The organism is Streptomyces sp. NPDC043854 (assembly GCF_056436005.1).
Genome location: NZ_JBWKDK010000012.1, coordinates 87,533 through 99,768 on the forward strand (window position 1 = coordinate 87,533; position 12,236 = coordinate 99,768).

Sequence of the window (12,236 nt, forward strand, 5' to 3'; positions counted from 1 at the left end):
CTGCCGCCCGGCCTTCGCACATTCCGCTGTCGCCTCGGGTCCGGCCTCCGCCCGACCCTAGACGGTGGCCGGCGGTGCGCGGAACCGCAGGGGTGGGTTATCCGCCGGACCGTTACGTTTCCGCAGGACAAAGCGGTCGGCGGGGGTGTCAGACTCTCGGGAGGGATTCCGCTTCCAGGCCGCCCTCGATGGCGAGGATCCGGTGGAGGCGGGTGGCGACGAGGAGCCGCTGCATCTGCGGCGGCACGCCGCGCAGGACGAGGCGGCGCCCCGCCCGCCCGGCCCGCCGGTGGGCGCCCATGATCACGCCGAGGCCGGTCGCGTCCCAGGAGTCGAGCCCGGTGAGGTCGAGGACGAGGTCGCCGTGGCCGTCGTCGAGGGCGGTGTGCAGGGCCGCACGGGCGTCCGCCGCGCTGCGCACGTCGAGGCGGCCCCCGACAGCGAGTTCGGCGTGGTCGCCCCTGATGTGCATATGCGCTCCCGGCAGTCCTTGCGTATGTATGGTCCGGCAGGTCCGTGGTCGGCAACTCTCACTGGAACTGACTGCCGCATGGGCGGTGAGGTTGCCGACCGTGAGCGAACCGATACCTAAATCACTCGCGAGGCGGAGTGTTCGAACTGGTGCTCAGTGGCACCCTGTCCCGGAGGCGTCCCCGCCCCCGGCGGCTCAGTGCTTGTAGAAGCCCTGCCCGGTCTTGCGGCCGAAGTCCCCGGCGTCCACCATGCGGCGCATCAGCTCCGGCGGCGCGAACTTCTCGTCCTGGGACTCGGTGTAGATGTTGCTGGTGGCGTGCAGCAGGATGTCGACGCCGGTCAGGTCGGCCGTGGCCAGCGGGCCCATCGCGTGCCCGAAGCCGAGCTTGCAGGCGATGTCGATGTCCTCGGCGGACGCCACGCCCGATTCGTACAGCTTCGCGGCCTCGACGACCAGGGCCGAGATCAGACGGGTCGTCACGAAGCCGGCGACGTCGCGGTTGACGACGATGCAGGTCTTGCCGACGGACTCGGCGAACGCCCGGGTGGCCGCGAGGGTCTCGTCGCTGGTCTTGTAGCCGCGGACGAGCTCGCACAGCTGCATCATCGGGACGGGCGAGAAGAAGTGCGCGCCGACGACCCGCTCCGGACGCTCCGTCACCGCCGCGATCTTGGTGATCGGGATGGCGGAGGTGTTGGAGGCGAGGATCGCGTCCTCGCGGACGAGCTTGTCCAGCGCACGGAAGATGTCGTGCTTGACGTCCAGCTTCTCGAAGACGGCCTCGACGACGATGTCGACGTCGGCGACCGCGTCGAGGTCGGTGGTCGTGCTGATGCGGGCGAGCGCGGCCTCGGCGTCCTCGGCCGTCATCTTCCCCTTGGAGACGAACTTGTCGTACGAGGCCTTGATGCCGTCGGTGCCGCGGGTCAGCGCGGCATCGGTGACGTCACGCAGCACCACGTCCCACCCCGCCTGAGCGGAGACCTGAGCGATTCCGGAACCCATCAGCCCGGCACCGATGACGGCGAGCTTCCCAGCCACTGCACACCCCTCGTTCTTCAAACGGCCAGTCTCGTAGCCTCTCGGCCGGAGACTAGCGGGCAGGAGGGGCGGTGTGACCGGGAAGTAACACGCGTCACGCCTCGGATGACGGACATCACACCGGTACGGCCCACCGCTCCGCGCCCGCCGCCGAGTTCGCTTCCCGCCCGCCGGCCCGGCTCATTACGCTGGGCCGCATGGTGAACCTCACGCGCATCTACACCCGCACCGGTGACAAGGGCACGACCGCCCTCGGTGACATGAGCCGGACCGCCAAGACCGACCTGCGGATCTCCGCGTACGCCGACGCGAACGAGGCCAATGCGGCCATCGGCACGGCGATCGCCCTCGGCGGCCTCCCGGAGGATGTCGTGAAGGTCCTCGTGCGGGTGCAGAACGACCTGTTCGACGTCGGCGCGGACCTGTGCACCCCGGTCGTGGAGAACCCGGAGTACCCGCCGCTGCGCATCGAGCAGGCGTACGTGGACAAGCTGGAGGCGGACTGCGACCGCTTCAACGCGGAGCTGGAGAAGCTGCGCAGCTTCATCCTGCCCGGCGGCACCCCCGGCGCGGCGCTGCTGCACCAGGCGTGCACCGTGGTCCGCCGCGCCGAGCGCTCCACCTGGGCGGCGCTGGAGGTGCACGGCGAGATCATGAACCCGCTGACCGCCACCTACCTCAACCGCCTCTCCGACCTGCTGTTCATCCTGGCCCGTACGGCCAACAAGGAGGTCGGGGACGTGCTGTGGGTGCCGGGCGGCGAGCGCGGCTGAGTCGCCGAGGCGGCTCAGCGCTCGCTCCCCAGCAGGCCGGAGTCCGGGGCCTCGGCCGGGGCCGGGGCCTTGCGGGGCCAGACCGTGTACGCGGCCGCCACGATCGCGTGGATGCCGAGGGCCCGCAGCACGGCGAACTGGCAGGCCCGGAGCGCGGAGGTGTCCGCAGCGCCGCCCGCGTACCAGATGGCGCCCTGGAGCAGGGCGAGGGCGACGGCGGCGCCGGCCAGGGTCCGCAGCCACAGCTTCCACTCGTGCACGGCCCGCTCCTTGCCGTACCCGGCGCCGGGCGGCTTCGGCCCGCCGCCGAAGCGGTACGCCGCGTGCCGGTCGAGCCACTTCACGGTGTAGTGGCCGTAGCCGACGGTGTACCCGATGTAGACGGCGGCCAGGCCGTGCCGCCAACCGGGCTCACCGCCGTTCTTCAGGTCCACGGTGGTGGCCACGAGCAGCACCAGCTCCAGCAGCGGCTCGCACAGCAGCACCGCGGCCCCCAGCCGGGGCATCCGCGCGAGGTAGCGCAGCGCGAGTCCGCCGGCCAGCAGCACCCAGAAGCCGACCTCGCAGGCAATGATCAGGGGGACGAGCACGGATCTCTTCCTTCCGGCCGCTGGTCCGGCGGCTTCGGCGCCGGCTCCTTGAACGGCTGGTTCCAGCCTCCCGTCCGTTCCGCGCGGATACGTCGTCAGCGGTGACGACCCGTGACTGCATCCTTCGGTGTAGTGCGAGCGGCCCCGTTGTCCGCCCTGGTGGCGACGCCCGGCCCGGCGCCACCGTGTTGGATGGGACCGTGAACGACTCCGCGACCGCGGCGACCGCCGCACGCCGCCGGATCCCGCCTCCCCACCGCGACGACGTGATCATCGCGGTGGTCGGCGTGCTCGGCGGCCTGCTGCTGTGGTCGCTCGGCGTCCACAACACGGGCAGCCGGCACTTCCTCCCCGACTGGGCGGCCCTCGTCCCCCTGCTGGTCATCGGGCCGATGGCGCTGCTGCGGCGCAGCGCCCCCGCCGTCGCCCTGCCCGTCGGCGTCGCGGCGATCGTCGCCGACCAGTTCACGGTCGGCAATCTCGCCACCATCGTCATCTTCACGGACCTGATCTACGCGGCCGTCGTCTACGGGAAACCGTCCACGGCCCGGCGGCTCCCGATCAGCACCGGCCTGATCACCGTCATCGCCACCCTCGTCTCCCTGGCCTTCCTGCGCGCCCCCCAGGCCCTGCTGATCGGCGTGCTCACCGGCATCGTCAGCTTCGGCCCGGCTCTCACCGGCGCCACTCTGCGCAACCACCGGGAGGCCGCGATCGCCGCCCGGCTGCGGGCCGAGCAGACCGCGCTGCTGGCCGAAATGGACCGGACCCAGGCCGTGGTCGCCGAGCGTGGCCGGATGGCGCGGGAACTGCACGACATGGTGGCCAACCACCTGTCGGCGATCGCCATCCACTCCACCGCGGCGCTCTCGATCGACTCCCCGGCCACCAGCCGCGAGGCCCTCGGGGTGATCCGGGAGAACAGTGTGCAGGGGCTGGCCGAGATGCGGAGGCTGATCGGCCTGCTGCGGGACGCGGGAGCCGGGCAGGAGGCGGTCGCCACCCCCTCCCTGGACGGGCTCGACGCCCTCCTGGAGCAGGCCCGTGTCAACGGCGAGGCGAGCGGACTGGAGTTCGCCCTGGACGACGCCCGGCAGCCGGACGGCGGGCCGCTGCCGGCCCCCGTGGAGCTGGCCGCGTACCGGATCGTCCAGGAGTCGCTGACCAACGCCCTCAAGCACGCCGCGCCGGGCACGGTCCGAGTGCGCGTGGCCCGCGCCGACGGGCTGCTGACCGTGGAGGTGGAGTCCCCGTACGGCGAGCAGCCCGGCCCCCGCGCCCCCGGCTCGGGGGCGGGGCTGGTCGGCATGCGGGAGCGGACCGAACTGCTGGGCGGGGAGTTCACGGCGGGCCGGCGGGGCCCGGTCTGGCAGGTGCGGGCGCTGCTGCCCGCCGAGGAGAAGGCGGTGACGGTGTGACCATCCGGGTCGTCGTGGCCGAGGACCAGAGCGCGGTACGGGCGGGGCTGGTGCTGATCCTGCGCAGCGCGGGCGACATCGAGGTCGTGGGCGAGGCGGCGGACGGCGAGGCGGCGGTGCGCCTGGCCCGGGAGCTGCGGCCGGACCTCGTCCTCATGGACGTGCAGATGCCGCGGCTCGACGGGGTGTCGGCGACGCGCCAGGTGGTGGCCGAGGGCCTCGCGGACGTCCTGGTGCTGACCACGTTCGACCTCGACGAGTACGTGTTCGGGGCGCTGCGCGCGGGCGCGGCGGGCTTCCTGCTGAAGAACGTGGACGCGGCCGAGCTGATCGCGGGGGTGCGGACGGTCGCGCGCGGCGAGGGGCTGATCGCCCCGGCGGTGACCAGGCGGCTGATCGCCGAGTTCGCGGCGCCGCGCGCGGTGCGGGCCCCCGTGGCTCCGCAGACGGCGGAGGCGGTCGAGTCGCTGACGCGGCGGGAACGGGAGGTGCTCGGCTGCCTGGGCGAGGGGCTGTCGAACGCGGAGATCGCGGCGCGGCTGGAGATGGCGGAGGCGACGGTGAAGACGCACGTGAGCAGGCTGCTGGGGAAGCTGGGGCTGCGCAGCCGGGTGCAGGCGGCCGTGCTGGCACAGGAGTTGGGCCTGTAGGGGCGCCGGTCACGCCCCAACCGCCTTGAGGTCTGGACCTCTTGACGCTTGGTCCAGACCTTTCTACGCTCGCGGCAACTGTGGTGAGCGTGCCCCGGCGGCGTGCTCACGGGCGGCGCAGGTCCCACCCCCATGTCGCGGTCGGCCCCACGGCCACGACGGACCTACGGAGGAGCACCCTTGAGCGCAGCACCCCCACCCCGCACCCGTCTGTTCAGAAGGCTCGCCGCGGCCGCGGCCGCTCTCGCCCTGCCCCTCGCCGGGCTGGTGGCGCTGGCCGGCCCGGCCCAGGCCGCCGGGTCCGCGACGGCGACGTACACGAAGGTCTCCGACTGGGGATCCGGCTTCGAGGGCAGGTGGACCGTCAAGAACACCGGGACCACCACCATCACCGGCTGGACCGTCGAGTGGGACTACCCCGCCGGCACCCGCGTGACCTCGGCCTGGGATGCCGCCGTCACCAGCTCCGGCGACCACTGGACCGGCAGGAACGTCGGCTGGAACGGCACCCTCGCCCCCGGCGCCAGCATCAGCTTCGGCTTCAACGGCACCGGCTCCGGCGCCCCCGCCGGCTGCAAGGTCAACGGCGGCTCCTGCGACGGCGGGCCCTCCGAGCCCGGGGACAACCCGCCCTCGGCCCCCGGCACCCCCGCCGCCGGCACGGTCACCGAGACCTCGGCTGCCCTGTCCTGGGCCGCGGCCACCGACGACAAGGGCGTCAAGGGCTACGACCTCTACCGCGGCGCCACGAAGATCGCGACGGTCACCGGGACCTCGTACACCGACACCGGCCTGACCAAGGGCACCACGTACACGTACTCCGTGACCGCCCGCGACACCGCCGACCAGACGGGGCCCTCCTCCGGCACCCTGACCGTCACCACCTCCGGCGGCACCGAACCGCCCGGCCCGGGCGACAAGGTCAAGCTCGGCTACTTCACCAACTGGGGCGTCTACGGGCGCAACTACCACGTGAAGAACCTGGTCACCTCCGGCACCGCCGCGAAGATCACGCACATCAACTACGCCTTCGGCAACGTCCAGGGCGGCAAGTGCACCATCGGCGACGCCTACGCGGACCACGACAAGGCCTACACCGCCGACCAGAGCGTCGACGGCAAGGCCGACACCTGGGACCAGCCGCTGCGCGGCAACTTCAACCAGCTGCGCAAGCTCAAGGCCCAGTACCCCCACATCAAGGTCCTGTGGTCCTTCGGCGGCTGGACCTGGTCCGGCGGCTTCGGCCAGGCCGCGGCGAACCCGGCCGCCTTCGCCCAGTCCTGCCACGACCTGGTCGAGGACCCGCGCTGGGCCGACGTCTTCGACGGCATCGACCTGGACTGGGAGTACCCGAACGCCTGCGGCCTGAGCTGCGACACCTCGGGAGCCGCCGCCTTCACGAACATGATGCAGGCCATGAAGGCCAGGTTCGGCCCGAACAACCTGGTCACCGCGGCCATCACCGCCGACGCCTCCGACGGCGGCAAGATCGACAAGGCCGACTACGCGGGCGCCGCGCGGTACGCCGACTTCTACAACGTGATGACGTACGACTTCTTCGGCGCCTGGGCCGCCCAGGGCCCGACCGCCCCGCACTCCCCGCTCGCCTCGTACGCCGGCATCCCGCAGGCCGGCTTCAACTCCGCCGACGCCATCGCCAAGCTCAAGGCCAAGGGCGTCCCGGGCAGCAAGCTCAACCTCGGCATCGGCTTCTACGGCCGCGGCTGGACCGGCGTCACCCAGGCGGCCCCCGGCGGCACCGCCACGGGCCCGGCCCAGGGCACGTACGAGCAGGGCATCGAGGACTACAAGGTGCTGAAGAACAGCTGCCCGGCCACCGGCACGGTCGCCGGCACGGCCTACGCCGTGTGCGGCGGCAACTGGTGGAGCTACGACACCCCGGCCACCATCGCCGGGAAGATGACCTGGGCCAGGCAGCAGGGGCTCAGGGGCGCCTTCTACTGGGAGTTCAGCGGCGACACCGCGAGCGGCGAGCTCGCCGCCGCCGTCCACTCCGGCCTTCAGTGACCCCCACGCACTGAGCCGGTGAACGACGAAGCCGGGGAGACGGGATCCGCCCCCCGTCTCCCCGGCTTCCTCATGTTCGGGTTCGAGTCCGTACGCCCGCAGGCCTCGGACCTCGGGCCTCAGGCCTCAGGCCACATTCACCCTCTGCCCCGGAGGCGCCGCCTCCAGCCAGGCCAGGAACCCGGTCAGCGCGTCCTCGCTCATCGCCAGCTCCAGCCGGGTCCCCCGGTGGGTACAGCCGAGCACGACGGCGTCGGACAGCAGCGCCAGCTCCTCCTCGCCCTCCGGAGCCCGCCGCGAGACCACCTCGATGGAGTCCCGCTCCAGCAGCCGGCGCGGCCGCGGCGAGTACGAGAAGACACGGAACCAGTCGATGCGGTCACCGCTGTACCGGGCGACCCCGTACACCCAGCCCTTGCCGGAGAGGTCGGGCTTGTCGGCGACACCCCACCGCAGCGAGCAGTCGAAGGTGCCGCCGGAGCGCTGGATCAGTCTGCGGCGCAGCCCGAACACGAACAGACCGATCACCACCAGGGCTACGACCAGGCCGCTCACAAGCAGAGCGAGGAGCATCTTCACCGACCTCCTCGCTCATCGACACACCGCACGTGAAAAAGGGACGTACATCGCCTCAGCCGCGGTCCGTCCCGGAAAATTCCGGAACGGACCGCGGCTGAGGTTTCAAACCTGTTCGGTACGGGGCTCAGCGCCCCGCGACCGCGCGCAGCCGGACATCCGCGCGACGCTCGGCGGCCGCATCGGCCTCCGCCTTCGCGCGCTCCAGTGCCCGCTCCGCCCGCTGGACGTCGATCTCGTCCGCGAGCTCGGCGATCTCGGCCAGCATGGACAGCTTGTTGTCCGCGAACGAGATGAATCCGCCGTGCACCGCGGCGACGACAGTGCCGCCCTCGCTGGTACGGATGGTCACCGGGCCCGATTCCAGCACACCGAGAAGCGGCTGGTGACCGGGCATGACGCCGATGTCGCCGGACGTGGTGCGGGCGACGACCAGGTGGGCCTCACCGGACCAGACACTCCGGTCCGCCGCGACCAGCTCGACGTGCAGCTCAGCAGCCAAGGTGGCTCCTCGGGTCACCACCCGGCGGGTCAGCCGGGTGTTGGGTCAAATTCTAATGGGCGTGGGGAGAGGGACGGGACGCACCCGCCCCTCTCCTGGGGGCACCTCCCGGCGTGAGGGAGGAACCGTTGAACCGAAGGCGCTCGCAGGGAGCGCCCCGGGTCAGGAGACGCCCAGCTCCTTGGCGTTCTTCTTCAGGTCCTCAAGGCCACCGCACATGAAGAAGGCCTGCTCCGGGAAGTGGTCGAACTCACCGTCGCAGATCGCGTTGAACGCGGCGATCGACTCGTCGAGCGGAACGTCCGAACCGTCCACACCGGTGAACTGCTTCGCCGCGTGGGTGTTCTGGGACAGGAAGCGCTCGACACGGCGGGCACGGTGGACAACCAGCTTGTCCTCCTCGCCCAGCTCGTCGATACCGAGGATCGCGATGATGTCCTGGAGGTCCTTGTACTTCTGCAGGATCCCCTTGACGCGGGTCGCGGCCTCGTAGTGGTCCTTCGCGATGTACCGCGGGTCGAGGATGCGGGACGAGGAGTCCAGCGGGTCCACGGCCGGGTAGATGCCCTTCTCGGAGATCGGACGGGACAGAACCGTCGTCGCGTCGAGGTGGGCGAAGGTGGTCGCCGGCGCCGGGTCGGTGAGGTCGTCGGCGGGGACGTAGATCGCCTGCATCGAGGTGATCGAGTGACCACGGGTCGAGGTGATGCGCTCCTGGAGGAGACCCATCTCGTCGGCCAGGTTCGGCTGGTAGCCCACCGCGGAGGGCATACGGCCGAGCAGGGTCGACACCTCGGAACCGGCCTGGGTGAAGCGGAAGATGTTGTCGATGAAGAACAGCACGTCCTGCTTCTGCACATCGCGGAAGTACTCCGCCATGGTCAGACCGGCCAGGGCGACGCGCAGACGGGTGCCCGGGGGCTCGTCCATCTGGCCGAAGACCAGCGCGGTCTTGTCGAGGACGCCGGACTCCTCCATCTCCTGGATGAGGTCGTTGCCCTCACGGGTGCGCTCACCCACGCCGGCGAAGACGGAAACACCCTCGTGCAGCTTCGCCACACGCATGATCATTTCCTGGATCAGAACGGTCTTGCCGACACCGGCGCCACCGAACAGACCGATCTTTCCACCCTTGACGTACGGGGTGAGGAGGTCGACGACCTTGAGGCCGGTCTCGAACATCTCGGTCTTCGACTCGAGGTCCTCGAACTTCGGGGCCGTGCGGTGGATCGCCCAGCGCTCGGACTCCGTGCCGTTGGCCTCGGGCTCGTTCAGCACCTCGCCGAGGGTGTTGAAGACCTTGCCCTTGGTGAAGTCGCCGACCGGGACGGTGATGCCCGTGCCCGTGTCGGTCACCACGGCCTGGCGGACCAGGCCGTCGGTGGGCTGCATGGAGATGGCGCGGACCACGCCGTCACCGAGGTGCTGCGCGACCTCGAGGGTCAGCGTCTTGAGCTGGCCCTCCTCGGCCGGGTCGGCAACCTGGACGGTCAGCGCGTTGTAGATCTCCGGCATGGCGTCGACGGGGAACTCCACGTCGACGACCGGGCCGATGACCCGCGCGATGCGGCCGGTGGCAGCGGCCGCCACTGCGTTATCGATAGACGTCGTCACTTACTTGTCACTCCCCGCGTTCGCGTCGGCCAGGGCTGCGGAGCCACCGACGATCTCGCTGATTTCCTGGGTGATTTCGGCCTGGCGGGCCGCGTTGGCAAGCCGGGTGAGGTTGGTGATCAGCTCACCGGCGTTGTCGGTCGCCGACTTCATCGCGCGGCGGCGGGCGGCGTGCTCGGAAGCAGCGGCCTGCAGCAGGGCGTTGTAGATACGGCTCTCGACGTAGCGCGGCAGCAGGGCGTCCAGGACGTCCTCCGCCGACGGCTCGAAGTCGAACAGCGGCAGGATCTCGCCCTTGCCGACCGTCTCCTCCTGCACCTTCTCAAGGCTGAGCGGCAGCATCCGGTCGTCCACCGCGTTCTGCGTCATCATCGACACGAACTCCGTGTAGACGATGTGCAGCTCGTCCACGCCGCCCTCGGCCGTCTCCTCGGAGATGGCCTCGATGAGCGGTGCGGCCACGGCCTTCGCGTTCGCGTAGCTCGGGCTGTCGGTGAAGCCGGTCCAGCTCTCCGTGACCTTGCGCTCGCGGAAGCTGTAGTAGGCGACACCCTTGCGGCCGACGATGTAGGTGTCGACCTCCTTGCCCTCGCCGCGCAGCCGCTCGGTCAGCCGGTCCGCCGCCTTGATGGCGTTGGACGAGTAGCCGCCGGCCAGACCGCGGTCGCTCGTGAGCAGCAGCACGGCCGCCCGCACCGGGGTCTCCGCCCCCGTGGTGAGCGGGTGCTTGGTGTTGGACCCCGTCGCCACCGCGGTCACCGCACGGGTGAGCTCGGTCGCGTACGGCGTGGAGGCCGCCACCTGGCGCTGCGCCTTGACGATGCGCGAGGCGGCGATCATCTCCATCGCCTTGGTGATCTTCTTGGTCGCGGTAACGGATCGGATGCGACGCTTGTAGACCCGGAGCTGGGCTCCCATGAGTCAGGTCCCTTCCGTCGTTACTTGGCCACCGGCGCGTCTTCGCCCAGAAGCTTGCCGTCCGAGGTCTCGAACTGCTTCTTGAAGTCGGCGATCGCGTCGGCGACGGACTGCAGGGTGTCGTCCGACATCTTGCCGCCCTCGCGGATCGAGGTGAGGAGCTCCTTGCGGTTGTGGCGCAGGTGCTCGAGCAGCTCGGACTCGAAGCGGCGGATGTCCTGGACCGGGACGTCGTCCATCTTGCCGGTGGTGCCGGCCCAGATGGAGATGACCTGCTCCTGCACCGGCATCGGCTGGTACTGGCCCTGCTTGAGCAGCTCGACCATGCGCTTGCCGCGCTCCAGCGCGGACTTGGACGCGGAGTCCAGGTCGGAACCGAAGGCGGCGAACGCCTCCAGCTCGCGGTACTGGGCGAGGTCCACGCGCAGGCGGCCGGAAATCTGCTTCATGGCCTTGTGCTGGGCGGAGCCACCGACACGGGAGACCGAGATACCGACGTTCAGGGCCGGACGCTGGCCGGCGTTGAACAGGTCGGACTCCAGGAAGCACTGGCCGTCGGTGATGGAGATGACGTTGGTCGGGATGAACGCCGAGACGTCGTTGGCCTTGGTCTCGACGATCGGCAGACCGGTCATCGAACCGGCACCCATCTCGTCGGAGAGCTTGGCGCAGCGCTCCAGCAGGCGGGAGTGCAGGTAGAAGACGTCACCCGGGTAGGCCTCACGGCCCGGCGGGCGGCGCAGCAGCAGGGACACGGCGCGGTAGGCGTCGGCCTGCTTCGACAGGTCGTCGAAGACGATCAGGACGTGCTTGCCCTGGTACATCCAGTGCTGGCCGATGGCGGAACCGGTGTACGGCGCCAGGTACTTGAAGCCGGCCGGGTCCGACGCCGGGGCGGCGACGATGGTCGTGTACTCCAGGGCACCGGCCTCTTCCAGCGCGGCGCGCACGGAAGCGATGGTGGAGCCCTTCTGGCCGATGGCGACGTAGATGCAGCGGACCTGCTTGTTGACGTCGCCCGAGCGCCAGTTGTCGCGCTGGTTGATGATCGTGTCGACGGCCAGGGCGGTCTTGCCGGTCTGGCGGTCACCGATGATCAGCTGACGCTGGCCGCGGCCGACCGGCGTCATGGCGTCGACGGCCTTGTAGCCCGTCTCCATGGGCTCGTGCACGGACTTGCGCGCCATGACGCCCGGGGCCTGCAGCTCGAGGGCGCGGCGGCCCTCGGTCGCGATCTCGCCGAGGCCGTCGATCGGGTTGCCGAGCGGGTCGACAACGCGGCCGAGGTAGCCCTCGCCGACGCCGACGGAGAGCACCTCACCGGTGCGCTGCACCGGCTGGCCCTCCTCGATACCGCTGAACTCACCGAGGACGATGGCACCGATCTCGCGCTCCTCGAGGTTGAGGGCGAGGCCGAGGGTGCCGTCCTCGAACTTCAGCAGCTCGTTCGCCATGGTGGAGGGCAGACCCTCCACCTTCGCGATGCCGTCACCGGCAACGCTGACCGTGCCGACCTCCTCGCGCGAGGCCGCGTCCGGCTGGTACGACTGGACAAAGGTCTCCAGTGCGTCCCGGATCTCCTCCGGCCGGATCGTGAGCTCCGCCATCTGGGTTCCCTGCTCTCCTTGTTGGGCCCGAAGTCTCTTAGGGG

12 protein-coding genes are annotated in these 12,236 nt (G+C 70.6%); 4 read left to right on the forward strand and 8 right to left on the reverse strand.

Translation table 11 applies throughout. The annotated features are described in order from the left end of the window. Nucleotides 1–148: 148 nt before the first annotated feature. Nucleotides 149–472, reverse strand: coding sequence for an STAS domain-containing protein (locus AC068A_RS13955; RefSeq protein ID WP_385684774.1), 324 nt, complete (start codon nt 470–472; stop codon nt 149–151). A 195-nt stretch (nt 473–667) separates the two neighbouring features. Further along, nucleotides 668–1,516, reverse strand: coding sequence for a 3-hydroxyacyl-CoA dehydrogenase family protein (locus tag AC068A_RS13960; RefSeq protein WP_478584605.1), 849 nt, complete (start codon nt 1,514–1,516; stop codon nt 668–670). Nucleotides 1,517–1,713: 197 nt separating this feature from the next. Between AC068A_RS13960 and AC068A_RS13965 the strand changes: the two genes are divergently transcribed. Next, nucleotides 1,714–2,289, forward strand: coding sequence for a cob(I)yrinic acid a,c-diamide adenosyltransferase (locus AC068A_RS13965; RefSeq protein WP_478584607.1), 576 nt, complete (start codon nt 1,714–1,716; stop codon nt 2,287–2,289). A 14-nt stretch (nt 2,290–2,303) separates the two neighbouring features. On the opposite strand, the gene AC068A_RS13970 is transcribed toward AC068A_RS13965, so the two are convergent. Beyond that, nucleotides 2,304–2,879 (reverse strand): hypothetical protein, encoded by a 576-nt coding sequence (locus AC068A_RS13970; protein WP_478584609.1) that lies wholly within the window; start codon nt 2,877–2,879, stop codon nt 2,304–2,306. 200 nt (nt 2,880–3,079) lie between these two features. On the opposite strand from AC068A_RS13970, the gene AC068A_RS13975 reads away from it, so the two are divergent. The 3 genes from AC068A_RS13975 to AC068A_RS13985 all read left to right on the forward strand — a co-directional run bounded on the left by AC068A_RS13975 (nt 3,080) and on the right by AC068A_RS13985 (nt 6,975). Further along, nucleotides 3,080–4,297: a sensor histidine kinase gene (locus AC068A_RS13975; protein ID WP_478584611.1), complete on the forward strand. Its 1,218-nt coding sequence runs from the start codon at nt 3,080–3,082 to the stop codon at nt 4,295–4,297. After that, complete coding sequence (locus tag AC068A_RS13980) at nt 4,294–4,947, forward strand: response regulator (RefSeq protein ID WP_478584613.1); 654 nt, start codon at nt 4,294–4,296, stop codon at nt 4,945–4,947. The genes AC068A_RS13975 and AC068A_RS13980 overlap by 4 nt, the downstream gene beginning before the upstream one ends. A 132-nt stretch (nt 4,948–5,079) precedes the next feature. After that, nucleotides 5,080–6,975, forward strand: coding sequence for a glycosyl hydrolase family 18 protein (locus AC068A_RS13985; RefSeq protein WP_478584614.1), 1,896 nt, complete (start codon nt 5,080–5,082; stop codon nt 6,973–6,975). Nucleotides 6,976–7,101: 126 nt separating this feature from the next. On the opposite strand, the gene AC068A_RS13990 is transcribed toward AC068A_RS13985, so the two are convergent. From AC068A_RS13990 to atpA, 5 genes are all read right to left on the reverse strand, one after another. After that, nucleotides 7,102–7,548, reverse strand: a complete 447-nt coding sequence (locus AC068A_RS13990; protein WP_361088883.1) for a DUF2550 domain-containing protein — start codon at nt 7,546–7,548, stop codon at nt 7,102–7,104. A 130-nt stretch (nt 7,549–7,678) separates the two neighbouring features. After that, a complete protein-coding gene (locus AC068A_RS13995; protein WP_478584617.1) occupies nt 7,679–8,053 on the reverse strand; it encodes a F0F1 ATP synthase subunit epsilon in 375 nt (124 codons plus the stop codon). A 162-nt stretch (nt 8,054–8,215) separates the two neighbouring features. After that, nucleotides 8,216–9,667, reverse strand: a complete 1,452-nt coding sequence (gene atpD / locus AC068A_RS14000; protein WP_478584618.1) for a F0F1 ATP synthase subunit beta — start codon at nt 9,665–9,667, stop codon at nt 8,216–8,218. Beyond that, nucleotides 9,668–10,585 carry a F0F1 ATP synthase subunit gamma gene (locus AC068A_RS14005; protein ID WP_478584620.1) on the reverse strand — a complete coding sequence of 306 codons (918 nt, stop codon included), beginning with the start codon at nt 10,583–10,585 and terminating at the stop codon, nt 9,668–9,670. A gap of 20 nt (nt 10,586–10,605) precedes the next feature. Next, nucleotides 10,606–12,192, reverse strand: a complete 1,587-nt coding sequence (gene atpA, locus AC068A_RS14010; RefSeq protein WP_478584622.1) for a F0F1 ATP synthase subunit alpha — start codon at nt 12,190–12,192, stop codon at nt 10,606–10,608. Nucleotides 12,193–12,236 lie beyond the last annotated feature (44 nt).